The organism is Pseudomonas sp. LBUM1658 (genome assembly GCF_059716055.1).
Genome location: NZ_CP166798.1, coordinates 2544357 through 2570841, shown reverse-complemented (window position 1 = coordinate 2570841; position 26485 = coordinate 2544357). Strand labels below are relative to the sequence as shown.

Here is a 26485-nt window from a genome sequence, read left to right as displayed (position 1 = left end):
GCTAGCTGTTGATTTAGAAAAGCGCGCTCAGCCCCAGGCTGGCCAGGGTCGCGCTGCTGGCCTTGCGCGCCAGGCGTTCACGACTCTGGTGGTAAACCATGTAGAGGTGCCCGCCTTTGTCGCCGAAGCCCAGGTCATTGATGTTGAGCACGCGCATGCCGAGGGTGATGCGCGCGCGAATCGGATTGAGGTTGACGTCGAACGCTTCCTCGACGATGGAAAAATCGGTGATGCGCACCGGCACCACGCGTTCCTTGCTCCACACGAACAAGGGCAGCGGCGCTTGCACCGGAACGATTTCCAGGGTGCCGGCGCTCGCCATCTGGTTGTTGCGGATCAAGGCGTTGCTGTCCGGGTAGACGATGGTTTCGAGTGCCGCGAGTTGCGGGTGGATACCGACCTCGATCGCACCAGGGTGCTGGTCGGAGAACTCCAGCTGGTCGGTGGCATCGATCTCGGCGTCGAGTTTGATTGTCTCCACCGGCGGCCCCTTCAACCGTAGCGGTTCGCTGATCGCCGCACTGCCGCCGGTGCTCTGCGGTTGCAGGCTGCGGGTCAGCAGGTCGGGGTTGTATTGCAGCGCGATCACCCGCAGCACGGCACCGCTGGCCGGGTCGATGAGGATCAGGCCGCCCTTGAGCACTTTCGGCGAATTGGAAAAACCGGTCATACCTCGTGCTCCTCATTCTTGGCGTTGCCGAACAGGTTGGAGAGCATCTTCGAAGGATCGAGATTGAGCTGCGCGGGTTCGGGTTTGATGTCGGAGAGCCTGGGCATGCGAAAGCCGTCGATGCTGTCGTAGTGCAGCGGCAGGCGCACGCCGAGTTTCAGGTCGGTGTCGAATTTGCCATCGAGCAGTTTCCAGGTCTTTTCGGTACGTATCTTGAACCGCCAGACCCCGGCTTCGGCATAGACCCTGGCCTTCAGCGCCGCGTCCAGCACCACGGCGCCGCCGATATAGGCCTTGGCATCGACGCTGAATTTGTCCTTGCTGTAGGCGATCTCGCCGTCCAGTTCAGCCTTGCCTTCAAGACCGACCGAGGCCTCGACGCTGAGGCCGCCACCGACCTCGGCGAGGTACAGATCAATGACCACATCAGCGCCGACTTTGCCGCTGATCCCCCCTCCCGCCGGGATGCGGGCGATGGCCTTGAGGTTGAAACTGAAGTCCGGGTCGGCTTCGAACGGGCTGAACCTGACCGTGGCCTTGATCCCGGTGAGCACCCCGGGGCCGACATAGTAGTAATACCCCAGACTGCCCCAGAGCTTGACCTTGAGCCCGATCGGGCCGATGGAGGCGCCAGGAATCGGAATGCTGCCCGAGGCCGAGAAAATCGGTTGATTTTCCTGTTTCTCCGGGAAGCGCTTGAACAGGGTGACGTCGGGAAAGCTCAACTCGCCGTCGAAGGTGATCTTTTGCTGTTCGTCCACCGTGATGCCGGCCGTGGCCACCATGTCCTTCTTGATTTCGTAGGACAGCCTGCCCTTGCCGGTGATTTTTCCGTTGGGCAGCAACTCGACGACGATATTGCCCTTGGCCCGGCCCTTGTCGATCTTGATATCGCCCTTGCCGTAGACCTTCTCGTTGCCGGCCTTGTTCTCGTAGGTGGCATCCACGATCCCGTCGAGGCCCGAGAAGGCGAATCCGGCCTGGCCCTTGGCGATGAACAGTTCACCGTCATACCAGAGACTGGCCTGGATCGGCTTGAGGTAGGGGTTCTTGACCTTGATCTTGCCGTGTCCCTGGAACACCCACTTGCTGCGGGTGTAATTGAGCTCCAGCGAGGCCTCGTTGCCACCCGGCAGCTCCAGGTTGACCTTGCCGCTGGCGTCGATCTTGCCGGCCTTGAGGAACACATCGACAGCGCCGCTTTTGACATAGGGGATCTTGCCGGCCATTTGCCCCGACTCGATATGCGCCCCGCCACTCCACGCACCGGCCTGGTACTTGATCTCGCCCTTGGCTTCATCGACCCCGGGCAAGTAGACGAAAAGGACTCCAGTCAGCACCAGACCATTCTCGTCGGCACTGACCTCGACTTTGCTCGCGGCGATTTTCTTCGTGGTGCCGAACTCGAACGCCACGCTGCCGACCGGCTTCAGTTTGGGCGCCAGGTCGATGGCCAGGGAGGCTTCGGTGATTTTCACCCCGGCAAACGGTGGCTTCAGCTTGTTCTTGTCCAGCGGCGCCTTGAGCCGGAAATACTCCGGAGAGAAGGCCACCTCGAGCCGTTGCAGCAAGGGCACTTTGGTGGGCGTGATGTAGCCCTCGCCGGCGACCCCGCCGGGCACCAGATCCAGTTTGGTGAAACGCCCGGGGCTCAGGTAGTCGTAAGTGAACGCGATACCGGCGTTTTTCTTCGCTGCCTCGGAGAGAGTCAGGCTGCCGTCCTCGGCGACATCCAGCACCACTCCCGTGCCCTTGGCCGGCAGGGTGATGGGCAGGCGCGTCCGGTCGCGGGTGTCGATCACCGCGTTGATGCTGTCTTTGCCCTTGCCGACCCGGCGCAGGGTCATCAACAACAGCCCGGGAAGGATTTCCGCGCCCGCGACGTTTTCCGGGATACCGGACTCGAAGATCGGTGGCGTCTTGCTCTTTTCACTGACCCTTAGCACCCGCGTGCTGCCGCCGGCCAAGACCGGGTAGTCGATCAGGATTTCCGTGGACTTGTCGGCACGCCCGTCCTTGCCGGGCTTGCCGAGCTTCCTGGCGGTTTCGCAGCAGGGCCCGCACTTGCCTGTGCTCTTCATTTTGGAATCGGCAAACACCAGGCGGATCTGCGCCGGCGGCTCCTCGCCACCCTCCTCGATTTTTTCCGCGATGGCTTGTGCCAGACCGAACACCTGTTGCTTGATCAGGCTGCCGCTCATACCGTTGTCCGTGCGGTCGAGCACCTGAATATTTTCCTGGGTGTTATCGCCTCCCACCTGCAATTCGATGACGTGATCCATCTCGCAGGTGCCACCGCCGACCTTGGGAAACTCGGCATCGCCACCGGCCTTTTGCCAGGCGGTGTTCAGCGCATCGCCCATCTTCCAGCCGCGCAGGTTGACCCAGCGCGAGCGCAACTCGTCGGAACTGACGCGCATTTGCCACAGGCCCGCTTCCTGGGCCTTGGCCCCCTGCAACGTGATGATTGCACGCAGGGCCTTGGCCTTGGCCTTGCTTTGCCAGTCCTTGAGCACCGGCCCCTTGACCTCATGCAACTCAAGAAAATCGACGTCGAACGAGGCCAGCTCCTTGTCCTTGCCCTTCACTTTGGCGGTGGTTTTCTTCTCCGGCGTGACCTTGTGCCCGGTGGTCATTTCCAGGTCCCTGTAACGGCTCTCCACCTCATAGTCTTGCGACTTGCCCTTGCGCGACAGGCGCGGCCCGCTCTGGCTGAGCACGCCGCTGGCCAGCGGCTGGCCGCGCATCACGCTGTCGGCGGCGAAGTCGGCCTCGCGCTCCAGCTGCTGGTAGTGGGGGCCCTGATCGGCCAGGTTGCTGATACCGGAGCGTTGCAGGCCTTGTTGCTGCACGGTGTGGGCCAGTTCGTGGGCCAACAGGTGTCGGCCGCTGTCGCTGTCGGGCTGGTATTGACCGTCGCCGAACACAATGTCCTGGCCGACCGTGAAGGCATGCGCATCCACCTCCTGGGCGCTGGCCCCGGCGGCGCTGTCGTCGTGTATGCGAACAGCGCCGAAGTCGCTGCCGAAACGGCTCTCCATGAAATCACGGGTGTCCGCGCCCAACGGTCGACCGGGACGTGCCAGGGTCTCGCTGACCGAGGCCGGCACGCCCTGCCCGCTCTCGGCACCATTGCTTTTGCGTTGCAGGTTCTGCGCGCGGCCGGCGGCGCAGCTTTCGCACTCGCCGCTGCTACCGGCTCCCGCGCCACAGGCGCACCTGCGCTGTAACAGCAGACCGCGCACGGCGGTCTTCGGCGGCGAGGCGTCGCGTTCAGCACTGGGGGCGAATGCGTGTTCGGTCATTGTTCCGGCCCCTGCAGCTGTTCGGCGATCAACCGAGCCAGGCGCCGCCCGGTGCGCTCCGGGCGTTCACCGGCGGGCGTGGCGAACCGGGGAATTTGCACCTGTTCGAGCGCAAAGCCCTGCCCCGGCAGCGGTCCCTGGATCAGCAAACGTCCCAACTCGCGCTCCAGGGCGCCGGCCAGTCTCTGGCCATTGCGCAACGAATAACCGGGCAGCGCCAGGGTACCTATTGTCAGGCTGATGGTCGGGGCGGCGGGTGCCAGGGTGCGGGTCATTCCCAGTCCCCCACTTCCGCCGCCGGCAGCGGTTTCTCCAGTTTGGCGAACTCCGCTTCGGCCGCGGCGCGCAGATGCTGCATGCCGATGGCCATGTCCTTGTCCGCCGCGAGGAAGGCCGCGTTCAAGGCCAGGTTGCGGATATGCCCGCCCGACAGCGAAAGCCTCGCCAACTTGCCAATGTCCAGCGCGCTGCACGGCGCATCGAACGGAAACGCCCGCTGCCAGATGGCGCTGCGGGCCTCCACATCGGGAAACGGAAAGTGCACGATGAAACGGATGCGGCGCTGGAACGCCGGGTCGATGGCCTGCTTCAGGTTGGTGGTGAGAATCGCCAGGCCGCGGTAAGTCTCGATCCGTTGCAGCAGGTAGCTGACCTCCAGGTTCGCGTAGCGGTCATGACTGTCGCGCACCTCGCTGCGTTTACCGAACAAGGCGTCGGCCTCGTCGAACAGCAGGATCGCGCCGCTGCTTTCGGCCGCGGCGAATACCCGCGACAGGTTCTTCTCGGTCTCGCCGATGTACTTGCTGACCAGCGCCGCCAGATCGATGCGGTAAAGGTCCAGCCGCAGTTCATTGGCCAGCACTTCGGCGGCCAGGGTCTTGCCGGTGCCGCTGCCGCCGGCGAACAACGCGCTGATACCGAGGCCACGGTCGCTGCGCCGGGCAAAGCCCCAATCGCGGTAGACCCGCGTGCGCTGGCGGACCTGGGCCGCCAACGCATGCAGACTGGTCAGGGCCGCGTCCGGCAGCACCAGATCGTCCCAACCGGCACGGGCGTCCACCCGTTCGGCCAAGTGCTCCAGGCCGCGTCGGGCTTCTTCGCGACACACCTGCCAGAGGTGTTCGGCACCGCCCTGGGGCCTGGCCTTGAAGCCCTCGGCGAGACGCAGGATGGTGCTGCCGTTGAGCTGAAACTGTTCCGCCAGCAGACCGAGACCACCGTTGACGCAAGCGCCTGACTCAGCCAATTGTTGCTGCCAGAGCGTGAGCCGCGCCGACGCGTCGCTGCCCTGGACGGTGACCCGGCATTGACGGCGACGCAAGGCGGGCGCGCTGTCGCCACTGAGCAGCAACAGGCACTGCAGATGATCGAGGAACTCGCCCAGGCGTTGTGCCTGCTCCGGGTTCAGACTGTGCGGTTGCAACCAGAGCAGCACACCGTGCAACAGCGCTTCACGCTCCCACAGGTGCGCCAATTGCTCGCGCTCGGCTGGTCCGGCAGGCAGGTCATGCTCGGCCATCCGGTAAAGCTTGAGTCCCAGCTCTGTTGCCAGAGCCTGGGCGTAGCTTTCGCCGTCGCCGTCCACCAGCCGTGCGATCGGCGCCACGGCCAGGCTGGGTGCCGCCTGCCACTGGGCGGCGATCTCGAGGATGCCGGCCCTGGCCTGATGCCTGTCGATTGCGACCAATGGGGCATCCGCCAGGTTTTCCTGACGAAACCACGGCTCCAGACGCGGGTCGGGAAAGCTCAGGCCGGCGATCCGGTGCAGGATGATTTCATCCACTACCAGCCGCACTTGCAGCGCCCCGCCACTGCCGCACGGCTCGAGCAATTGCCAGCGCCGCAGCCGGCCGATCGGGGTGATCGCACTCCACTCCGGTTCCGGTAACAGACGCAGGGCCAACTCGAAACTCAACCAGGGTTGGTTCACGTCGCCGTGGGCTTGGGCCAGCAGGTCGCGAAAGCGTGGGTCGAGGTCTACGGCGGCGGCCAGCAGCAACAAATCCTGCTCGAACCGGCTCAGCCCCAACCGCTCGCTCAACAGCGCCAGGGCCGGCGGGGTTTGCAGATAAGCACCCAGAGGCGCGGGGTCGCCAGCCAACCGCGCCTTCAAATAAGCGGCGAAGGCATTCAACGCCTGGGTCAGCACGCGGCGGTTTTCGGCGAAATCGCGGCGCTGGCTCATGGCAGCACCTGCGGCGTGCTGAATTGCCCATCGGCGCCCATGACCAGCGCGCTGGTTCCGGCATCCACCTGTACCCTTGCCAGGTAGGCACCCTGGGCGACGCCCTGGTATTCGACGGTGACGGCTGCGCTCTGCTCGGCCGGCGGGAGAATGCCATTACCGTCAATCGCGCTGAAACTATAAGCCCGTGCCGGCCGATCGCCCGGCGGGTCCTTTTCGTTGAGGAGCAGGCGCACCCGCTGCCGCGGGCCCACTGGCGGAGTGCAGGTCACCTTTATGCCCCCGGAGCGGTAGGTCACGCCGTCGACCACCGAGCTGGTGGCCCCGGGCTCTACGACAAAACTCGCCTGCGGGTTGAGGATGAATACGCCAGGGTTCGATTGCACCGCCCCATGCGCTACTGGCGGTGTACCCAACCATTGCTCATGGACAACCTGCAATGTGCAGACGCCCGCCCGCAAGGATGAAGGCAGCGCCGGCAACAGGAAGCCGAACTCCAGGGTCTCGTTTTCAACTTTGCTCAGACCGGCGCTCAGGTCCAGTCCGTTGACCCACAGTTGCACAGCCTGGGCCTTTAGGTTGGCGCCGCTGACCCGCACGCTGCCGTCCGGCAGAATCGGCATGGCCGCACCGGCCACCGATTCGACCCGGTCCACCCGTGGCGTACGCAACGGCACCACATAGAGGTTGCGTGCCAGTACCGGCAGCGGCGTGCGCTGGCTCCTGGCCGTCGATTGCAGCAGCACGCTGATCAGGTACGCTGCGCTGGGCCGCGCCGGCACCTGGATCGCGGACCAGATGCGCGAGAGTTCGTCGGTGCTGTGGTTGAGCGGCGTGATCCGCAGTTGCTCCAGCTGCTCGGCCAGCCCGGCGCGCTCCAGGGCCTTGGGCACATTGGGTTTGTTCGGCGCCGGTTTGAGCGCCGCGCGGATGGCATCGCGGCCCATTCCCGGCGTGTCGTGAAGGATCTGCATGGCGGCGCCGAGCAGGATCTCGGCGTGGAAGTCAGCGTCGCCATAGGCGGTGATGAGAACGTGCAAGTCCAGTGCAAGGGGTGGATTGCCGATGCGCTCACCCAAGGTATCGCGGCTCGGCAGGCCGACGTTGGCCCAGCCGGGATTGCGCGTCTGGTTGTAGAGAAAGAGGTTCAGTTGGTTGCCGCCGTCGGGATCTATGCGGTCCGGGCCGACACAAGTGACGCTCGGCGCCCCGCCCAGCACATCGCTGATTTTCATGTCAGCCAGACCGCTTTCGAGCAGTTGCTGGAGCGTCGCGAGCGCGGCGGCCAACCCGAGTGGCGAACTCATGATCGCGGCCCTGCACCGGCGTTACGCTCGCTCAGGTAGTCATCCAGAGACTTGGCCGGCAGGCGCCGGGGCGGCTCTTCCCGACGCGCTGCGGGCGCGGCCTCGTGCGGGAGAATTTCGATCCGGCCGATAGTGATTTCGACCCGTGGCGCGGTGGCTTGCCCATCGACCTGTGGCGGGCGCGGTTCCTGCCGGGCATGCAGTGGCTGGGATGCCGCGTTGGCGTTGGGCGCTTGCTCATGCAAACGCTCGACACGGCGCTCGATCAGTTCCCGACTCAGTTCGTGGCGCTCGATGCGTTGTTCACTGTGGGAGCGCTCGATCAACCGGGTTTCCAGGCCCAGGGGTGACTGCGCTTGCGCGGTATCGACAACCGGCGACACCGGCAGCGCAATCCGCGATAAACCGGCGTCCTTCGGCGCTGCAAACACTGGCGAAACCACGCTCTGCGGCGGTCCAGGCGTGGGTGGCGGGATGGTCGCCGCCGGCGGCGTTGGCTGCAGCAGCGAGGCCACCCGGCGCAACACCGGCGTAACGGGCGGCATCGGCGTGGACGGCTCGGGGCTCGGCTGCACCAGCACGGGTTGCGGGACAGTCGAGGTGGGCGGTTCGCGGGTGGATGCCGGCGGCGATGGCGGCGCCGGCTCGACATCGCGCGGCACAATAGCGTCGGTTTCAAAGCGCGAGCCGATTCGCGGCCGAATCGCCGGCGGCTGCAGGGCGCGCCGGGCCAGGGCCAAGAGCAAATCACTCATGACCGCACACGTTGCAGATAGCGGGCGCGACGCTGCGGGCTCAAGGCGAGAATCTGCGCCTCGCTCCAGCCGTAGGCCGCCGCCAGCAGATGCACTTGATCGAGTGTCCGGTGCGCCCAATGATTGAGGCTTTCCAGCAGATAGCTGCCGATATCGAAGGCCTCGCTCCAGCGTTCCTCGCACGCCGGGCAGCGCATGTCTAACTCAACCAGCGCTTGTGGATCGGCTTGGATCATGGCCTCGCTCAATGCCTGCAGCAGACCCGGCGGCAAGGCCTCGGGCGATATCGGCTGCGCGCCCTGCACAGCCTCCAGCACGCAACGCCGGACCAATAGTTGCCGCGCCTGTTCGATGTCCGGCATCGGCTCAAGGGTCAACCATTGGGCCAGGACCGCCAGGTCGAGGCTGTCCGGCAGGCGAAAACGCAGGCGGTATTCCTGCCACTCCAATTGCAGTTCCGGCGCCTCGGCGGGCGGATCATCCAGACGCAGGTCGGCGGTGTTCAGGTTCAGCTCCAGGCGCTCGGCGCAATGTCCGCAGCAGGCCATGGCGGTCAATTGCGGACAGAACAGTGCGCCATACAGATCCAGCAGATGGGCATCGCGCCGCCCTACCGGCAACCGCTCGGCGCCCGCCAGGCCGTCGGCCAGCAAGGGCGCCAATAGCGCGCAGGATTGCAGTGCGGGGGGCAGCGTCTGGCTATGGTCCCAGATCGCCAGCCAGTCAGCGGAATCAAGCTTGGACACAGTCAGGGACTCCGTCATGGAAACGCCAGCAGGCACGATGCCTCGTCAGTTCGGCTCGTTGAAGCTTGGCTCGCTCGGTTCGGCCACCTCGTAATCGCGCTCCCAGCCTTCGTTTTCCAGCTTTAGCCGGGCGATGGCGACGGCGTTGGCATTGGCGTCCAGGTCCGGCAGCGACTGGAACTCGCTGACCCAGCAGCGGAACACCTTGTACGCCAGGGCCAGTTGGCCGGCCTCGTTGTACAGTTCGATGATGATGTCCTTGCGAAAATCCTTGAGCGACACCTCCGCGCCCAGGCCGGAAGCGAAGTTCCAGACCTTGTTCGCCCAACGCTCGAAATCGGCATCGTGGGTTACCCCGCGTTCCAGGGTGATGGCCTCGAACTCGGTGCGCCCCGGCGATTTGCGGCTGCTGCTGGGATCACCGCCCTCGCGGTGCTTGACCACTTCCGTGGTGCGCTTGAGCGCCGACACTTTGCTGATGCCCGCGACATAGCGACCGTCCCACTTGACGCGGAATTTGTAGTTCTTGTACGGATCGAAACGCTGGGCGTTGACCGTGAACTGAGCCATGGCATATCTCCCCGATGCAGCGGTTCAGCGGTCACCCACCCGGGTGGCCGCAGCCTTGATCACACCTGAATCTGCCCAGCCAGCTGCTGGATCCTGATCACCACGAACTCCGCCGGCTTCAGAGGGGCGAAAGCCACCAGGATATTCACCACACCGCGATTGATGTCGTCCTGGGTGGTGGTTTCGCGATCGCACTTGACCAGATAGGCCTCGCGCGGCGTTTTACCCTGGAAGGCGCCCTGGCGGAACAGGCTGTTCATGAAGGCGCCGAGGTTAAGCCGGATCTGCGCCCAGAGCGGCTCATCATTGGGCTCGAACACCACCCACTGAGTGCCGCGATACAGGCTTTCTTCGAGAAACAGGGCCAGGCGGCGCACCGGTACGTATTTGTATTCCGAGGTCATCTGGTCGTTGCCGCGCAAGGTCCGGGCACCCCAGGACACCGCGCCGTAGACCGGGAAATTGCGCAGGCAGTTGACCCCCAACGGGTTGAGGCTGCCATTCTCGCGGTCGTTCAATTGATAGCTCAGTGCTTGCACCCCGATCAGGCTGGCTTCAGTGCCGGCCGGCGCTTTCCATACACCGCGGTCGCCATCGGTGCGGGCGTAGAGCCCGGCCACGGTGCCGCAAGGTGCGCTGAGACGCAGCTTGCCGTTCTTCAAGGGGTCGGCGATGTAAATCCAGGGGTAGTAGACCGCGGCGTGATCGGACTTTGGCAACGCAGTGCCGGATACCGCCGCCACCATCGTCTGGGGATCGACCGCCGTTGGCGGCGAGTCGATCACGAAAAATGCCCGGCGTTCCTCACAGTAGGCCGCCGCATCCGCCAGCACGCCGGGGTCGGTGATACCCGGCAAACAGAGGATGTTGAACAGGTCCACCGCTTCCAGGGCATACAGCCCTTTGCGCGTGTCGCGGTCAGCGATGAAGGCGGCATAGATATCTGCGGCGGCATAGGCTGTTTCACTGCCGCCCTGCAGGGTAACGTTGACTGGCTGGGTGGTGAGCGAGCCAGCCAGCAAGTGCAGTTGGCTGGCGATACTGTTCAGCGGCGAAGCCGAGACGGCGATACTCGAGGCCGCGCCTTGGGTGCCGGTGGCCAGGACCAGGGTGTCGCCGGCCACCACGCAGGTGAAGCTCCGGTACGCGGGATCGCCCGGTTTGCGCGCACGCACCGCCGCCTGGATCCGCGCGGCGATATCGCTCAGTTTGGCCGCCAGGTTGCCGCCCACCGCCGCCGCATCGCCGATATCGATCACGTCGGAATTGCCATCGAGGCTGATGCGCAAGCCGGTGTGGGTCGCATCCGGCAGTGCATCCAGGTCGTTGGCGCCGAAGGTATCGCTGGTCAGGGTCGCCGGATCAGGCACCGGCACCGGACGAATCGCCCCGACCGCGTCGACCTCGACCCCACCGGCTTCACTGCCCAGTTTGAGCGCGGCGCTGGCATTGCTCTTCTGCCCGGGCAGCACCCGCACACTGGAGAATTCACCGCCGACACCGGACGTCATCAAGATCGTTTGGGTCGTCGCCGGCCGCCCGCACGTAAAGTTCTGGTAGGCCAGTTGGCTGTTCGCCTGCGCCCGGACCTGGGCCTGGATGGCGCCACACAATGCATCCAGACGCTGGGTCGGGGTGCCGCCGGCGATATCCGCCGGCAGTGCGATCAGTACCCTGACCGGCGGCAAGTTGTTCACGCTGACGCGAAATTCGTTGTGGTTGGCGTCCAGCAAAGTCGTCACATCGGCCAGGCTGGCGCTGCGCGATGTGCCGGCGGCCAACCCATCCAGCGCCGACTGACCGACCACCCGGCTCAGTTTTACCAACTGTGAAACCCCATTGACCTGATCCAGCGCGAAGCGGGCATCCATCGAGTTCATCGACAGGTTGTCATAACGTTCGGTGCGTCCATCCGAGGCGCGGATAAACGTGATGTTGAATGAACTACCGGGGTTGATGGTGAGGTGATCCACCCGCACTTCGATACCGTTGCCGGAAGAGCCTTCGTCCAGCGCCTCGATCTTCAGCACGTCGATCGGCGTCGCGTTCTGCAAGGTTTTGTTCGCGATACTGGCGTCCTTGACGATACGCACCACATGAGCCTCGGTACCGCCGTTCTGGAAGAACTGGCGGACCGCATAACCCATCTCGGAATCCACCGCCAAGCCGCCGAAGCGCCGCTCGTAATCGGCGAAACTGTACAGGTGCTGGGGCCTGTTGATCGGCCCGCGTGGCGCGGAACCGGCAAAGGCAGCCACTGAGGTCGCGACACCGGTAATAGTCCGCACGCCGCTGGGAAGTTCTTCGATATAAACGCCTGGATAGCTGAGTTGGACAGGCATGGCGGATCCTTTCCGGACAGGATGCAGGAAGTTGATGGCCAAATCCCTTCAGAGGCAGATAAAACTTCGCCTCACAACCAACACAACTACATCCGAACCCATCCACTACTCGGAAAACCGTTGATGACCTGGACGCGGTTCAAATTCCTGGGGGGAACTGACGTGCCCACGATCCGAAAGGTAAGGATAGCTATAGATCGTTTTGTTTATTATGCAAACTCAAGCATTTCCAATTTTCTAATGGCTCAATGACATAAGCCATTCGGTAAACGCCTGAACTTAAAGAACTGCCGCCGAAGAGCAATACTCAATAGTTATAAAACATCGGATTAAAACAACAAATAACTTTAAAAGTTCAATAACTGTTTCGTTGTAACTCTAATAGCCAGTCATCATTAAATCGGCGAAGGCTCATGCCCGACCGCAAATCTGTGTCTTGCCAAGACAGTCCAGGGAAAGGTCATTCCAGTAGCGAGACCAGACGCGGCTCAATTGAGCTCTCAAGCACCTCAAGCAGAGCCAGCGTCACCGGCAGCTTGAAGCGCCGCGGTCCCGCGCTGCCAGGATTGAGGTATAGCTTTCGCCCCGCCATTCTATGCGGGGCTTGTGGGAATGGCCGGTGATCACCAGCTTTATGCCTGCATCGAGCACGACTGGGACATCGGCGATGTCATGCACCAGCAGAGTCTGCCATCCGTTGAGGTCGAAACGTAGACAGTCGGCGAGATTTTCTGCCCAAGGGGCGTCCAGGTCATTGTTCCCACGTACTACGTACAGAGGGGCGATAGACTCCAGTTGATCGAGAATTTCGGGGTTGCCGATGTCGCCCGCGTGAATGATCCGTTCACAGCCCTTCAGGGCAGCACGGGCTTCGGCGCGGAGCAAGCCATGGGTATCGGAAATCACGCCAACTTTCATGCAAAGCTCCAGACGAGGTTCAAGAATCGGAACACAGTGTAACCAGGCAAGCGCCCTCGACGTGCGTGGGCTGTCTCACGCGACGGTTCGCGCAGCGCGCACTTTCGCGTATCGCGAGAGTCCGATCTTGATGCCGACCAGAATGGGGGCGGCGATTGCAAACAGCAGGGTAACTGCGATGAACGCGGTGTCGAAGGCAATCACAGTGGACTGACCTGACACGACCCGGCCCAGGAGGCTCGTCGCTGCCCGGCCAGCAGCCGCTGCATCCATCCCTTTCACCGTCAGCATGGCTGTCGTGGTCGTCAGCCGTTCGATCACCGCGGCCCCTCCTGGGGTGACGTTAGCACCGAGGACCACGGAATTGGTGACGACGTTATGGTCGAACAGGGTCTGGAGCCCCGCGACCCCCATAAGACCACCTAGCTGGCGCCCCGTATTGAAGAGGCCTATGCCGCAGGCGAGGTTTCGGCTGTTGAGGTCGCTGAAAGCGATCAGCGTGATCGACAGAAACAGGAAGCCAAGGCCCAGGCCGCGCAACAGGATGGCGGCCATCATGTCGTCGGTGCCGCTTTCGCTGGTCGAACCGGACAGCATCCACATCGCAACCATGATCATCAGGATTCCAAAGGGCACTGTGGCGAACGGCGGAACCTGGCGCAAGATAAATGGCTGGATGAGCGATCGGACTCGAGAAATCGCCGAGGGCACGCGGCTCGCGCGTCTGTCGGTGGAGCTAGGCCGGGATGATGCGGTGGCGCTGACGCGAGGCGGACATGCACTTGTCCATCTCGCCGGCGATGTCGATGGCGGCATTGCCCTGCTCGACAGGGCACGCCTGCTCAATCCCAACCTCGCCCCCGCCTGGTACCTGGGCGGTATCCTGCGCGCGCTGCGCGGTGAAACAGACGAAGCGATTGAGCATTTGGCCCATGCCGCCCGCTTGAGTCCGCTAGATCCGGAAATGTTCCGGATGCAGGTCGGGATGGCGCTCGCGCATTTCTTCGCCGGGCACTTCGACGCCGCTTCAGCCTGGGCGGAAAAGGCGCTGGGGAACCTGCCCAGCCTCCTGGTGCCGGTTGCCCTGGTGGCGGCCAGTCACGCGCTCAGCGGACGAATGGACAAAGCGCAGCAGGCGATGCAGCGCCTGCACGAGCTGGATCCATCGTTGCGCGTCTCCAATCTGAAGGACTGGCTGCCAATCCAGCGGCCCGAGGATCTCGCGCGGTTCGCCGATGGACTGCGGCTGGCCGGGTTGTCCGAGTGACCGCGGCGGCAGCTATGGGTGAGCCAGGACCGATGACGTCCCAGCGTGAATTCAGCCGCGCACCAGGTAGGCCCCGAACGGAACCCGCTTTTGCAATTTCTTGCACTTGCCGGGGGCGGGCTGATGCCCCGGTGGGCGATCAGGAAACCAGATTCGGCATTTGCCCGGAGGCGGCCAATGGCCGCGGGGAATCTCAACCTCATCGTACGCGGGCTCTGGCTTGACGGAAGCCACTTGCAATTCTCCTTCGGGACGTGGCCTGCCACCCATCGGCGAGTCCGATACCCTCTGCGCCTCTGCGCGAGCGAAGGTGCCTGCGTGGCGCTCAGTGTCCGGGGCGGATTGCTCGGCAGCGGCAATTTCTGCTTCGCGGCGCCTTTGGGCTTCCTCTTCCAGACCCTTCTGCACTGCAACCCGATTCTCTTTGGCGTTGGGTGGGGTACTCGAAGCCTGGGCCTGCTGCGCCGCCTGGATCAATTGGAAGTTGCGGTTGCGTAACTCGACGTTGCGACCAACCCGCAGGTTGGAGCGCGCCGCCAGCGCTTCAGCCTGCTGGTACTGTCCCTGCTGAAGACGCAACACACCGAGGTAGTGCAGCGTCGCGGGATTGTTCGGCTGGATATGCAGCGCACGCTCCAGCGTGGCAGCGGCTTGGTCCAACTGGCCATCTGCATACTGCTGCGAGGCGGATTCAATTAGGGTGGTTGATGCGTTGTTACTTTGCGGGGAGGCTCTTCGCTCGGCAGCAACCGAGCAAAGCGATGCGGCTGCGCAGAACGCCAGGATAAGACCTGGCAGAAAACTCTTGGTTTGCATCAGGGGGCGGACTCGGCTGATCTCGGACGGCACTGTCGTAAAACAGGCCTTCATCGCCACTTGGCTGGGGTTGGTTCACTGTCCCATCATCACCGATGCAGGGCCTCTATTGACTTGGCTAGTACCCTTAAGTTCCCGCTGCAACGACCACCGCAAGGATGGTCGCAATACGATGTCAATGCCCCGGTCTTTTTTTGCCATCCTGCTGATTAACCAAACGCTCTCATTCAGCCGGTTTGGTGCGAGCGGCCGCTCGCACCGATGTGTTGAGAGCCACGGCGGCGTGAATCAGCGCCTTCAACGCCGTTTCATCAAGACTGTCACCCTCATGGATATCAATGGCACGTCGGGTATTGCCTTCGAGGCTGGAGTTGAAGAGACCTGAAGGATCGTCCAGCGACGCGCCCCTGGCGAAGGTCATCTTCACCACGTTCTTGTACGTCTCACCAGTGCAGATGATTCCGGCGTGGGACCACACCGGAACCCCCCTCCACTTCCATTCCTCGAGCACTTCGGGGTCGGCCTGACTGATGAGCGTTCGGACCCGAGCGAGCGTCTCGCCCCGCCAATCACCCAGCTCCTTGATTCTCGCCTCTATCAGCTGAGAGGCAGAGCCTCCTCCATCGCCGTCCATTGAGCCGCTCGTTGCCTTCTTCATGATGGTTGCCGCCCTCTTCATGATGGTTGTCGTTCACCCGCCACTTGAGTATCGCTGAAAAAAGTGGGATGGAATTGCTTTGGCTTCTGAGGAAGGCTGAGGTCTGACCCAAGAGATTTATTGGCTTTGATGGCCCAATCGCGAGCAAGCTCGCTCCCACATTGATTGCGTCGTATCGCGAATTTGTGTCGGCAGATCGATAATCCGGCGATGAACCCCGCGATGCTCATCGCCAAACCTCTTACCCCTGAGAAACGCTCTTGAAGCCAGGCAACAGGGCACTGGCTGTCGTCGATGACGGAACAGCAACAATGTCTGCTTGAACCGGCTCGGGCTTCCCCTCTTCTACCTCCCCGTCAAGCGCTTTGTTCATCTTGACGGTGTCCAGCGCGCCGACCCATTTAGCAATGGCCATGGTCCCGACGCCGTTGCCGATGGTGTTGGTGATTGCGCGCGCTTCGGACATGAACCGGTCGACGCCCAATAACAGCACCATGCCCGCCACCGGAATGGTGCCAAGGGAAGATAAGGTCGCCGCAAGAATGATGAATCCTGAACCTGTGACACCCGCAGAGCCTTTGGAGGTGAACATCAGCACTGCCAGGACGATCAACTGATCCGTCAGGGTCAGCGGGGTGTTGGTGGCCTGGGCGATGAAGATGGCGGCGATGGTGTAGTAGATCGCCTGACCATCCGGATTAAAGGTCAAGCCCGAGGGAATGATCATCCCGGCAACGGGTTTGGAAACGCCGGCCTTTTCCATCTTGGAAATCATCTGCGGCAGCACCGATTCCGAGGAGCTGGTGCCCAGTACGGTGAACAGTTCTTCCTTGATGAACTTCAGAAACTTCCACAGGCTGAAACCGCTGTAGCGGCAGATCGGCCCGAGTACGAAGATCACGAACACCGCGCAGGTCAGGTAGACGCAGGCCATCAGCTTGCCCAGGGAGAACAGCGAACCGAAGCCGTACTTGCCGATGGTGAAGGCAATCGCCCCGAAGGCACCGATGGGTGCCAGGCGCATGACCATGTTGACGATGCGAAACATCCCTTGCATCAGGCTGTCCAGCGTGTCGACGAACACTTTCCCGCGCGGCCCCGCATGGGCCAGAGCAACGCCAAGCAGAATGGAGAACAGCAATATTTGCAGTACGTTGCCCTTGGCGAAGGCGTCCACGATGGTGTCGGGGATGATGTTCATCACAAAGTCCATGAACGACGCGTGCTTCACCGCAGTGGTGTAGGTTGCCAGGCTGGAAGTGTCCAGCGTGGCGACATCGATGTTCATGCCGGCACCGGGTTTGAACACATCGACAACGACTAATCCGACGACCAGCGCCAGTGTGGAGACCACTTCGAAATAGAGCAGTGCCCGGAAGCCGACACGGCCCAGCTCTTTCATGTTCTCCATGCGTGCAATACCCGTGACCACCGTCAGGAAAATCACCGGGGCGAGGAGCATTTTGATCAGTTTGATAAACGCGTCGCCCAAGGGTTTGAGCGCGGTGCCGGTTTCGGGAATCATCACACCGACGATGGCACCGAGGATGACGGCCATGAGCACTTGTACGTAGAGTTTGCCGAATATTCTTTTCATGACAGGGCCCTGATTTTTTATTGTTGTCAGGAAATGCCAAGGGTCTGATCGGTGATCAGGCCCTTGGTGTTGTGCCGCAGCTTGAATCAGCGATTGATCAACTCGATCACCGCGTCGGTGATCTGTCGGGTGGTGGCCGTGCCGCCCAGATCCGGGGTATGCAGACCACTCTCCGTCACGGCTTCGATGGCCGACATCAGGTGCTTCGCCGCTGCCGCTTCGCCCAGATGTTCGAGCATCATCGCCGCCGTCCAGAACGTCGCGATCGGGTTGGCGACGCCTTTGCCGGTGATGTCGAAGGCCGAGCCATGGATCGGTTCGAACATCGAGGGAAATTTGCGCGAGGGATTAAGGTTGGCGGTCGGCGCGATGCCCAGGCTGCCGGACAAGGCGGCGGCCAGATCGGACAGAATGTCGGCGTGCAGGTTGGTGGCGACGATTACGTCCAGCGTCGACGGTTTGAGCACCATGCGCGTGGTCACGGCGTCGACCAGTTCCTTGTCGATCCTGACGTCTGGAAAATCCTTGGCGACTTCGTAGAAGATCTCGTCCCACAACACCATACCGTGACGCTGAGCGTTGGATTTGGTGACCATGGTCAGGTGCTTGCGCGGACGGCTCTGCGCCAGTTCGAAGGCGAAACGGTGAATGCGCTCGACCCCGGCACGGGTGAACACGGACACTTCGGTGGCGACTTCTTCAGGCAGGCCCCGGTGAACGCGACCGCCGTTGCCGGAGTACTCGCCCTCGGAGTTTTCCCGCACCACCACCCAGTCGATCTGATCACCATTAAGCAGAGGGCTTTTTACCCCTGGCAGTACACGAGCCGGACGCACGTTGGCGTACTGATCAAAGCCCTGGCAGATCGGCAGACGAAGGCCCCACAGGGAAATGTGATCCGGTACGTTGAGCGCACCGACAGCGCCAAAGAAGATGGCGTCGAAGGTCTTCAGTTCTGCCAGCCCACCTTCCGGGATGTAGTGGCCGTTTTTCAGGTAGTTATCGGAGTTCCAGTCGAAGTGTTTGAAATCCAGTTCGAAACCGGATTTTTTCGACAGGGCTTGCAGCACCTCGACGCCCGCGGCGATCACTTCAACACCAATGCCATCACCTGGAACCGCAGCAATTTTGTATGCGCTCATCAATTAATTCCACTCTCGTTACATTTTTGTTGTGCCTGTCGAACGGGGTGTTCAATCAGGGTGTGAGCGGAGTATATGTAGTGAACAAATAAGCGTGAGTTACTCCAGATCACTACATACATGAATTTGAGTTACTAATGAGCCAGACACTGGATTTGTCTTTTTTCTACCTGCTGGCCAACAAAGGCAGCTTGGCGGCGACTGCTCGAGAGCTTGGCGTGACACCGCCGGCAGTGAGCAAACGCCTGACCGCGCTGGAAGCACGACTAGGCATCCGCCTGGTCAACCGCACCACGCGTTCGATGAGCCTGACCTCGGAAGGAGAGCTGTATTTCTCCCATGCCGCCCGCATCCTGACGCAGATCGATGAGGTCGAGCAGCTGATCAGCAGCAGTCGGGCGACCCCTAAAGGTCTGATTCGCGTCAACGCGTCGTTGGGATTCGGTCGTCGCTACATCGGCCCCGCCTTGGGAGCATTCTTCGCCCAGTACCCGGAGGTGGAAATACAGCTGGAAATCAGCGATCACCCGCTCGACCTGGCGACTCATGGGTTTGACCTGGGTATTCGTTTCGGTACGCTGCCGGACGCCGCCTTCCATGCACGCAAGATCGCCTCCAATCGCCGTCTGTTATGCGCCTCGCCGCTGTACCTGGAAAAGCATGGCGTGCCGCAACGCCTGGCGGATTTACAGCAACACAACTGCATCTTTCTGCGACAAAACGAAACGCCCTATGGCGTGTGGAGTTTTACCAACGGTGGGCGCACGCAAAATATCAAAGTGCGCGGAGCCCTAGGCTGCAACGACGGTGAAGTGGCCTTGAATTGGGCGCTGGAAGGTTATGGAATTCTGCTGCGGGCCGAATGGGACATTGCCCGTTACGTGCGCAGTGGCCGCTTGCGCCTGGTGCTGGAGGATGAGACACCGAGCCGCGCAGATGTCTACGCCGTTTACCCGCAACAGTTGCACCTGTCGGCGCGAGTGCGCAGCCTGATCGATTTCCTGGTGGAGCGCTTCAAGCGCATCGATCACCTGGAGGAACCGGAGCCTACGCTCGACTGAACAGCGTTGGACGGCGTTAGCTTTATGCCGAATGCGATCATCTCGGATTTGTACTATTTTTATAACTTCTCTGGATTGACCTGCTCCTGATCAGAACAGACTGACGTTCATCAATGATCCATGACAGGAGATCATGTCATGAAGCGTTTGCTTAGGTCCCTTGGATTCTCATCGTTACTGGTGGCATCGGCGGTGTTCGCTCATCACGGCTGGAGTGAGTACGACTCGAGCAATACCTTGCAATTGGACGGGACGATCGAGGAGTCCGGCTATTCCCACCCCCATGGCTTCGTGCGCCTCAAGACCGCCGACAAGACCTGGAACGTCGTGCTCGCTCCACCCTCGCGCATGGAGAACCGTGGTCTTTCCAGGGAAATGTTGAAAGTCGGTAATCGGGCCGCGGTGGTCGGCTATCAGAATCGCAACAAACCCGATGAACTGCGCGCAGAACGCATCACGATCGATAACAAAACCACAGAGTTGCGCTGATGCAGGCAACCAGTGCCAGCGGTGTATCGGGTCCCGAAGGCTGGCTGGACTATGTGGGTGACTCGCAACTCGGTTCGGCGATGCGAGGCGAGCTGTGGCTGTATCCGATAGTCGAGGTGGTTCACATCCTTGGTTTCGTGGTGCTTGTCGGCTCCATCGTCATGTTTGATCTGCGGGTTCTCGGGCTGTCGAGAGATATTCCGGTGACGGCACTGGCTCGCCACCTCCTGACGTGGGGAGTCGCGGCCCTGCTATTGATCGTCCCGGCCGGGCTGATGATGTTTTCAGCACATCCCCACGACTTCGCATCCAACAGCGTTTTTATTCTGAAACTTTGCTTGATCGGTACCGCGGGCCTCAATGCGGCCCTGTTCCACGTCGGTGTCTTCCGTTCGGTAGCCCAGTGGAACACCGGCGCCGCGGCGCCTGGAATAGCAAAAATCCAGGCGGTGCTTTCGATTATGTTATGGATCACCGTGGTGCTCTGCGGCCGACTGCTGGCCTACACCTGACAGGACAACAGAGCATGTTGGCCAGGGTCACTCACAACAATGGGCCCTCTTATGCGCCGCACATTGTTATCCGGGCTTTTGTTTGCACTCGCATTCAGTTTCGGCCAGCCCCGCGCGTTCTCCGGGGCCCTTGCAGATGAGGATGGCATCTGGGCGGCGCTCAAAACGGGCGGCTATGTCGTCTTGATGCGGCATGCCATAACCGAGCCCGGCATCGGCGATCCCCCAGGCTTTACACTCGGGGACTGCAGCACACAGCGTAATTTGTCGGCTCAGGGACGCATCGACGCGCAGCATATTGGCGAGGCTTTTCGCCGCCGCGGCGTACCTGTGAGTGAGGTGCTTTCCAGCCGCTGGTGCCGATGTCTCGATACCGCAAAACTAGCCTTTGGCAGAGTGACTCCCGCGCCGATGCTTGATTCGATGTTCAGGGAGTCCGGTACTGCAGGCGAAGAAAAAATACGGCAGGTGTTCGCAGCTGCCAAGCGGCGGCCGTCTTCAGAAAATCTGGTTTTCGTTACTCATAACCAGAACATCCTGGCGCTGACCGGCTTATCCGTGGCCTCAGGGGAAATGGTTATTGCAGTGCCCAAGGGGGACGAGCAATTCAGAGTTATCGGGAGGCTGAGTATTGAGCGTTAGGCTGACCGCGGGTTCATGCCTGGCCGCCGGCCATTCGCATCCTGCTACGAAATAGAAGACCAACAAGGCAACAGAGGAAGATAGCAATGAAGTACATGATCAGCTGGTTCGAACGCCCGCAAGGTTCGCCGGCGGAGTACGAGAGTGCGCAGAAACGGATCCTTGAAGTATTCACTCAATGGAAAGCACCCGACAATTTCAAAATCGAGGTGTTTGTCGTGCGCGTGGGTGAATGGGGTGGACACATGCTGGTGGACTGCGACGATCCGGTGGCGGTTCACAAGGTTTGCTCGACGTTTCCTGCGTTTGAATTCCAGGCGCGCCCGGTGATTGCCATCGAGGACGCGGTCCGGGTCGAACTCGAAGCTATTACCTGGCGCGATGGGCTGAAACGCAAGGGATAGTCAAGCAAATCCAGCCCAAAACGCCTCGGCAAACGGCTCGACGGGAGTGCCCTTTTCCGCACTCCTGATCCACTTGGGGAAGAACGTGAAAGACAGCGAACGGGTCGCCGCGAACTGCAGCGTTTTAGCCGTCTTGCCCGTCACTTCCTGCGTTTCGCTGCGCATCCGGTCCAAGCGCCTGGCAAAAGAACAGGCTCGGATAGATCCAGTGGCCGACTACCGCATCCGCAAGTTCACCCAAGTGCTGAGAGGGCTAACCGGCCGGCTCGGGCACAAGGTGCCCGTACGCTTGAGCCATTTGCCTGACGCAATTGCTGATGCTTTCCCGTAACTGGACCGGTTCAAGTATTTCGATGGCAGCACCGTGGCTGAGGATCCACCATTCAAGGCCTTGGGTGTATTCATAATCACACTCCAGAATCCAGCCGCCTGTACCCTGGGGAGTCAGTACCTGATTTTCTGCCAAAGGGGTCTCCGACTCATCCAATCGCTCACGGAGTGCCTCATTGATCCTCATTTTTAATCGGATGGGGCCCTGTGCTTTGTGAATTTTTTGCACATGCTCAGCCGGTGTGAAGTTCTCCGGTACCGATACTCGACGAGACTGAAGTACATGAATGGAGTCGAAGCGTTGAAGTGGAAGCTTGCGAATGATCGAGTCGCCGTCCAATTGGCAAATCAAGTAGATGCTCGAGTCTTGATAAGCCAGGCCGAGGGGGTTAAGGACCATGGTTCTGGTGTCTTTACTACGACGAGATCGGTAGCGCCCCTTGACCTGAGTTCCTTCCAGGATAGCGGTTTGAATGGCGTGCAGCACCACGCTGGAGACCTTGGCTTGGCGCAGTTGAACCTGTTGGGTTCCATGTACAACCTTTCCGACCCAGCCATGCTCCAGGGAGTGATTTTTTCTGAGTATGTCCCTGGACCGTTCATAGATCGGTTTCAGGTCAGCAAGCGCAGCATGGTGCAAGAGGTGCTGAGCGTGCTCGTAAAGCGTCACGATTCCCAGTGCCACACGGCTGGACTTCAGTTGCGATGGTGATAATTCCAGTGTCTCTGCCGGCACAGAGTCGCCAGTAAAGACCAGGTCAATAGGACTTTCATGATGCAAAAACCACGTCGGGATTTCATGTTTGCCACGTGATTTCACCTGCAGCACCCCTGCCCTGGCCATGACTTCCAGATCACGCTGGATCGTTCGGATGTCCACGCCACTCGTATCGCTGCCATGCAACTCAGTAGCAGTAATGCCCTTCTTATTTGACGACATCACATTGCGCAGCAGTTCGAATCGCCGCTTCAAGGTCTTGATAGCGCCAGGCAAATCCTGCTTCGTCACATTCAGCTCCTCTGTTGGCCCGCATCTGGATGTAAAGGTCAAAGCATCTCCATTGGCGCCAATGGCGGGATAAACTATTCACCCTGGTCCGACAGATCCTGTCGCACCTATAGGGATACTAGCGCAACTCAAGACGCCCCTAACAAGGAATCGGGACATGCATCGCGATCTGTACCTCGGCATTACCTCTCCCACAACGAACCATGCAGTCAGTGACTTTGTCGATTGGTTGGCCAAAAACCTGGGCAACGCGTCGCTTTTCACTCATGAGTACACGGACCGCCGCAGCGGCACCCCGTGGAAATGCCAAGGACTGCAGGACGCTTGCGCACACTATCACTGGCGACACAAAGGCGCTTTGGGGGTTCCACCAGGAACCGATCTCACCAGCAACGATGCAGCACTGAATGCACTGCGTAGCGCGCTGCGAAACAGCATCAACCCTGCAAACGACCAGGTTGCATTTTCCGCTGCCGCGGATGTAATGACATGGGGCGGCGTTCAGGCAGGGAACATTCGCTGGCTTAGTATCAACATCAACGATCTTGCCCAGACCCTGACATCGACAGCCGCCGCGTTGGCCCGCAGCAATCTGGCTGAGCCGATCCTGATGAGTAATGATCTGCGCTTCAACGCCGGCATGACCAAGGTCTACTCGCTACTGGTCAAGGACTTCATCATCTACGACAGCCGCGTGGCGGCGGCCCTGGGCTGGATCGTCGTGAAGTACTGCCAGGAGAAGAAGCTGTCGAGCGTCCCCCGTGAACTCGCCTTTCCCTGGTCTCCGTCGAAAGAGGGCCCCCATGCAAAATCGCCCAAGAACCGCGATCCTGGTCAGGGTGGTTTCTGCTTTCCGCGTTTGATCGCCGGTGCGCACCATGCAGAGTGGAATCTCAAGGCCAGCTGGATTCTGGCCGAGGTGCTGGCCCGGGCACCTGCTGGCGCCTTCGCCGGCCCCTCTGCCGTATCGGCGCTGCGCCGACTGGAGGCCGCATTGTTCATGATCGGTTATGACCTGCCTCGTAACGGGAACTACGCTCCTGCAAAAATGACTTCCCTCCCGAGACCTCTTGACGGCTGGACCGAGTGCTACACCGCTGCGAAAGGCAAGCAGTTCCACTACCTGATTGACGAAAGCGCAATCCGGCGTCATGGAGGCCGCCGCTACCCGATCGAGATCATCAACAAGATGTTGAATATCCTTCGGGAAGTATTGGGTAGCACGCCATTCCCGTTAGCCAATAGCGCAACCAAGGTCCGGGCCGGTGAAAGTGCGTATGGTATCGGCACTGCCTACTACGAAGCGACCGACAAGAAGGGTAACCCGCCTGACGCCAGCGCTCTTGCAGCCGTACTTCAAGATATTGGGGCCCTGCTGTTCACTCCGGGCCGTCCTGATGCGTGGTCGATCAATACTGAAGAGTTCCCCCTGGCAGGAATGATCGATGTCACTGCGCTCATCAAGCGCGAAATCGAGCTACGCGAGATCCTGTAGCCAATCACTTGAGCCGGAGCGTGCATCAGCACGCTCCGAGATTCTTCCACCTGCCTCCCGGCCAAAGGAGACAGCCATGTCAGCCAGATAATTATTTGGAGATTTTGATATGGCACGCACCTATCGTCGGCGTGGCTGCCGGTACGATTATGTTTTTGCGCTCTGGGACATCGAGCCCGGGTTGCTCACTTCGCGCTCTCTGGCGATCCGCAAGCGTCTGGCGCGTTTCCACAGCGATAGCTTCGTAAGTCAGCGAGAGACGCCGCCGCGGCGTTTTCGAAAGGTCATCGATCGCAAGTTGCGCTCCAGAAACCTGACGATCCTGGCACTCTGGCTCAAGAACCCAGACTTCGATCTGCTCTTTTGCGATGCCCGCCACTGCCCTGAGTGGCGGCCCATGTAAGTCCGTATGCAAAGCACGAATCGACGTTCAGGCGCTTATCGAGCGATTGCCGCCCTTGGTGACGGGCAGCAATCGGCCAAGTGCGATCATTCAGGACAGCAGCATCAAATCCATCTAGAAACCTGGATACTCTGACGGCACCGCCATATGAATATTTCCGCCCCCACTGCCCTTCACCCTGAAGCGGTTTTAGGTCTTCTTCGCAGCGGACAACGACTCTTCGATCTCCTGTGCGACCAGGCTTTGTATCCGCCACATATTACGGTCACGAATGCCGTACTCTCTCAGCATTGTTACAGTCCGGAATAGATATTGGGCTGACGAGCCCCAGTGTCCAGCCGCGCGAGCCAATACACGTGAAACCTTTTCCACGGGCAACTTGCCTGCATAGGCCATTCCGTCCCGTGCTGCGACAAAGGCTAATGCACGCACTATCCCTGACTCGGTTTTAACCGAAATCCAGCGCGGAACATTGGTCGGTGGGTTTGCGTCAATTTCCCGGAACATTAACAGTCCCAGTTGTTTGAAGTGGTCTTTCGCTGGAAGCCGATACGCCAACCCGTTGCAGCTTCCGCCTCGGTCGAGGGCCAGCATCAGGGCTGGCAACTCCCGTGTACCGCGCCAGCGAGTCAGTTTCAGGCAGAACGAACGATGCCAGCCATAGGCGGTGGCGCTGCGGCTCTCCACAACCTCGAACTCCGGATTCCATATCAGTGAGCCATAAGCAAAGATCCAAAGATCTTCCGGTTGGTATTCAAGTAAAAGCGCCTCCACCATTGCATCGAAGTCTGCCTGGGTGTGTTCGGTCGTGCCCGGTTCGGGTCCCGGATCGGGCTCAAACCGCTCAACACAAGCGACGAGTTCCGCAGTCAGATTTCGCCCTTTAAATTGCGGCGCTTTTTCTTCGGCCATACCGGCCTCTCAATAGGAATAACGGCAGGATCAGCACCCCTCTACTCATGGTAAAAATAAAGCTTATTTACAATCATCCAGCGATGATCAATTTTCAATAGCGACAGGTAATCCGTAAACCTCATGCCGATATAATCATCAATGATTTTTACGGCTGCGGCATCGCCGGTTATATCTAAATCAATAATCTCCCAAAAGGGCTCTACCTCTTTTGCAGCCGGGCCTTCGGCCTTGATTGCTCCGATAAATTCATCAAGGGATAACCAATCAAGCTCTTTATGGTAGTGGCCAATGATGCGACAGGATGGGTGAAAGGCCTGCCGCAGCAATGCTTCGTCTGCGAATACCATGCCTTCTACATAATTGCGGACCACCTGGTTGATGAGTTCTTTATCTAACGAGTGAGTAGTCATGTCGAACCTCTGGTTTTCTCGTCCACGCACCGCTGGTGCAGATTGATCGACTGTCTCCCCAGGGGCTGATCAACCTGAAAGTCTAGCACCGAGTGCGCAATTGTCCTGGACCGGGTAGACATGCGCTGAGCGTCCGTATGGAGTCGACCGGTGCTCCCTGTCGACTCCATGATCAGCTAGCGATCAGCCCGCCGCGACAACAGTGATTTCCACCAGCAAATCCGGGGCGGCCAGACGCGATTCAACGGTAGCGCGCGCAGGCGCATGGCCTTCCGGTGCCCAGGCGTCCCACACCTCGTTCATGCCCGCGAAGTTGGCCTGGATGTCCGACAGCCAAACCTGCGCGGTGAGGATGCGGGTCTTGTCCAGACCGGCCTGGGCCAGGAAATTGTCGATCTTCTCCAGCACCTGAGCGGTCTGGCCCTTGATGTCCTGAGTGCGGTCGGTGGCGGTCTGGCCGCCGAGAAAGGTGAAACCGTTGCATTGAACGACGCGGCTCATGCGTTGGTTGGTTTCGATACGGGTAATTTCCAGCAT

The 26485-nt window shown here is 60.6% G+C and carries 24 protein-coding genes and 4 pseudogenes; 8 read left to right on the top strand and 20 right to left on the bottom strand.

Features of this window, described 5'->3' with window-relative positions; all coding sequences use genetic code 11:
• Positions 1–13 precede the first annotated feature (13 nt).
• The 11 genes and pseudogenes from ACA064_RS11850 to ACA064_RS11800 form a co-directional block, all read right to left on the bottom strand.
• Positions 14–670 carry a hypothetical protein gene (locus tag ACA064_RS11850; RefSeq protein ID WP_046027212.1) on the bottom strand — a complete coding sequence of 219 codons (657 nt, stop codon included), beginning with the start codon at positions 668–670 and terminating at the stop codon, positions 14–16.
• Positions 667–3975 carry an eCIS core domain-containing protein gene (locus tag ACA064_RS11845; protein ID WP_497673511.1) on the bottom strand — a complete coding sequence of 1103 codons (3309 nt, stop codon included), beginning with the start codon at positions 3973–3975 and terminating at the stop codon, positions 667–669. Before ACA064_RS11845 ends, ACA064_RS11850 begins: the two co-directional genes overlap by 4 nt.
• A complete protein-coding gene (locus ACA064_RS11840) occupies positions 3972–4250 on the bottom strand; it encodes a hypothetical protein (RefSeq protein ID WP_497673510.1) in 279 nt (92 codons plus the stop codon). Before ACA064_RS11840 ends, ACA064_RS11845 begins: the two co-directional genes overlap by 4 nt.
• Positions 4247–6160, bottom strand: coding sequence for an ATP-binding protein (locus tag ACA064_RS11835; RefSeq protein ID WP_497673509.1), 1914 nt, complete (start codon positions 6158–6160; stop codon positions 4247–4249). Before ACA064_RS11835 ends, ACA064_RS11840 begins: the two co-directional genes overlap by 4 nt.
• Entirely contained in the window at positions 6157–7467 is a 1311-nt protein-coding gene (locus tag ACA064_RS11830) for a Pvc16 family protein (RefSeq protein ID WP_497673508.1), read from the bottom strand. Before ACA064_RS11830 ends, ACA064_RS11835 begins: the two co-directional genes overlap by 4 nt.
• The gene (locus ACA064_RS11825) at positions 7464–8222 is read right to left on the bottom strand and encodes a hypothetical protein (protein WP_497673507.1); all 759 of its coding nucleotides are present in this window, start codon (positions 8220–8222) and stop codon (positions 7464–7466) included. The genes ACA064_RS11830 and ACA064_RS11825 overlap by 4 nt, the downstream gene beginning before the upstream one ends.
• On the bottom strand, positions 8219–8968 hold the full coding sequence (locus tag ACA064_RS11820) for a T4 family baseplate hub assembly chaperone (protein ID WP_497673506.1): 750 nt from the start codon (positions 8966–8968) through the stop codon (positions 8219–8221). The genes ACA064_RS11825 and ACA064_RS11820 overlap by 4 nt, the downstream gene beginning before the upstream one ends.
• A 45-nt stretch (positions 8969–9013) precedes the next feature.
• Complete coding sequence (locus ACA064_RS11815) at positions 9014–9538, bottom strand: phage tail protein (RefSeq protein ID WP_497673505.1); 525 nt, start codon at positions 9536–9538, stop codon at positions 9014–9016.
• Between the two features lie 59 nt (positions 9539–9597).
• Positions 9598–11880, bottom strand: a complete 2283-nt coding sequence (locus ACA064_RS11810; RefSeq protein WP_497673504.1) for a phage tail sheath family protein — start codon at positions 11878–11880, stop codon at positions 9598–9600.
• Between the two features lie 460 nt (positions 11881–12340).
• A pseudogene (locus tag ACA064_RS11805) lies at positions 12341–12798 on the bottom strand (metallophosphoesterase family protein).
• 75 nt (positions 12799–12873) lie between these two features.
• Positions 12874–13467 (bottom strand): annotated as a pseudogene (locus ACA064_RS11800) (MFS transporter); the annotation flags it as partial.
• Between ACA064_RS11800 and ACA064_RS11795 the strand changes: the two are divergent.
• A pseudogene (locus ACA064_RS11795) lies at positions 13454–14065 on the top strand (tetratricopeptide repeat protein); the annotation flags it as partial. The pseudogenes ACA064_RS11800 and ACA064_RS11795 overlap by 14 nt on opposite strands.
• Before the next feature lie 51 nt (positions 14066–14116).
• Here the strand turns inward: ACA064_RS11795 and ACA064_RS11790 are convergent.
• The 4 genes from ACA064_RS11790 to ACA064_RS11775 form a co-directional block, all read right to left on the bottom strand.
• Complete coding sequence (locus tag ACA064_RS11790) at positions 14117–14881, bottom strand: tetratricopeptide repeat protein (protein ID WP_497673503.1); 765 nt, start codon at positions 14879–14881, stop codon at positions 14117–14119.
• Between the two features lie 223 nt (positions 14882–15104).
• Positions 15105–15539, bottom strand: a complete 435-nt coding sequence (locus ACA064_RS11785) for a DUF1801 domain-containing protein (RefSeq protein ID WP_497674230.1) — start codon at positions 15537–15539, stop codon at positions 15105–15107.
• Between the two features lie 241 nt (positions 15540–15780).
• Entirely contained in the window at positions 15781–17136 is a 1356-nt protein-coding gene (locus ACA064_RS11780) for a dicarboxylate/amino acid:cation symporter (protein WP_497673502.1), read from the bottom strand.
• An 86-nt stretch (positions 17137–17222) separates the two neighbouring features.
• Entirely contained in the window at positions 17223–18278 is a 1056-nt protein-coding gene (locus tag ACA064_RS11775) for a tartrate dehydrogenase (protein ID WP_497673501.1), read from the bottom strand.
• A 137-nt stretch (positions 18279–18415) separates the two neighbouring features.
• Between ACA064_RS11775 and ACA064_RS11770 the strand changes: the two genes are divergently transcribed.
• From ACA064_RS11770 to ACA064_RS11750, 5 genes are all read left to right on the top strand, one after another.
• Positions 18416–19339: a LysR family transcriptional regulator gene (locus tag ACA064_RS11770; RefSeq protein WP_497673500.1), complete on the top strand. Its 924-nt coding sequence runs from the start codon at positions 18416–18418 to the stop codon at positions 19337–19339.
• A gap of 138 nt (positions 19340–19477) precedes the next feature.
• Positions 19478–19828: a DUF6152 family protein gene (locus ACA064_RS11765; protein WP_497673499.1), complete on the top strand. Its 351-nt coding sequence runs from the start codon at positions 19478–19480 to the stop codon at positions 19826–19828.
• Complete coding sequence (locus ACA064_RS11760; RefSeq protein ID WP_497673498.1) at positions 19828–20340, top strand: DUF6644 family protein; 513 nt, start codon at positions 19828–19830, stop codon at positions 20338–20340. The genes ACA064_RS11765 and ACA064_RS11760 overlap by 1 nt, the downstream gene beginning before the upstream one ends.
• Before the next feature lie 51 nt (positions 20341–20391).
• Positions 20392–20982 (top strand): histidine phosphatase family protein, encoded by a 591-nt coding sequence (locus tag ACA064_RS11755; protein ID WP_497673497.1) that lies wholly within the window; start codon positions 20392–20394, stop codon positions 20980–20982.
• An 86-nt stretch (positions 20983–21068) separates the two neighbouring features.
• Entirely contained in the window at positions 21069–21386 is a 318-nt protein-coding gene (locus ACA064_RS11750) for a DUF3303 domain-containing protein (protein WP_497673496.1), read from the top strand.
• A gap of 36 nt (positions 21387–21422) precedes the next feature.
• Here the strand turns inward: ACA064_RS11750 and ACA064_RS11745 are convergent.
• Together ACA064_RS11745 and ACA064_RS11740 are read right to left on the bottom strand one after the other, a co-directional pair.
• Positions 21423–21569: pseudogene (locus ACA064_RS11745) on the bottom strand (LysR family transcriptional regulator); the annotation flags it as partial.
• A gap of 70 nt (positions 21570–21639) precedes the next feature.
• On the bottom strand, positions 21640–22725 hold the full coding sequence (locus ACA064_RS11740; RefSeq protein ID WP_497673495.1) for a helix-turn-helix transcriptional regulator: 1086 nt from the start codon (positions 22723–22725) through the stop codon (positions 21640–21642).
• Between the two features lie 157 nt (positions 22726–22882).
• Between ACA064_RS11740 and ACA064_RS11735 the strand changes: the two genes are divergently transcribed.
• Together ACA064_RS11735 and ACA064_RS11730 are read left to right on the top strand one after the other, a co-directional pair.
• Positions 22883–24220, top strand: a complete 1338-nt coding sequence (locus tag ACA064_RS11735) for a hypothetical protein (protein WP_497673494.1) — start codon at positions 22883–22885, stop codon at positions 24218–24220.
• A gap of 109 nt (positions 24221–24329) precedes the next feature.
• Positions 24330–24623 carry a hypothetical protein gene (locus ACA064_RS11730; protein ID WP_497673493.1) on the top strand — a complete coding sequence of 98 codons (294 nt, stop codon included), beginning with the start codon at positions 24330–24332 and terminating at the stop codon, positions 24621–24623.
• A gap of 189 nt (positions 24624–24812) precedes the next feature.
• Here the strand turns inward: ACA064_RS11730 and ACA064_RS11725 are convergent, their stop codons facing one another.
• From ACA064_RS11725 to ACA064_RS11715, 3 genes are all read right to left on the bottom strand, one after another.
• A complete protein-coding gene (locus tag ACA064_RS11725) occupies positions 24813–25535 on the bottom strand; it encodes a gamma-glutamylcyclotransferase (protein WP_497673492.1) in 723 nt (240 codons plus the stop codon).
• Between the two features lie 41 nt (positions 25536–25576).
• The gene (locus ACA064_RS11720) at positions 25577–25948 is read right to left on the bottom strand and encodes a nuclear transport factor 2 family protein (RefSeq protein WP_497673491.1); all 372 of its coding nucleotides are present in this window, start codon (positions 25946–25948) and stop codon (positions 25577–25579) included.
• Positions 25949–26131: 183 nt separating this feature from the next.
• Positions 26132–26482, bottom strand: coding sequence for a RidA family protein (locus ACA064_RS11715; protein ID WP_497674229.1), 351 nt, complete (start codon positions 26480–26482; stop codon positions 26132–26134).
• Positions 26483–26485 lie beyond the last annotated feature (3 nt).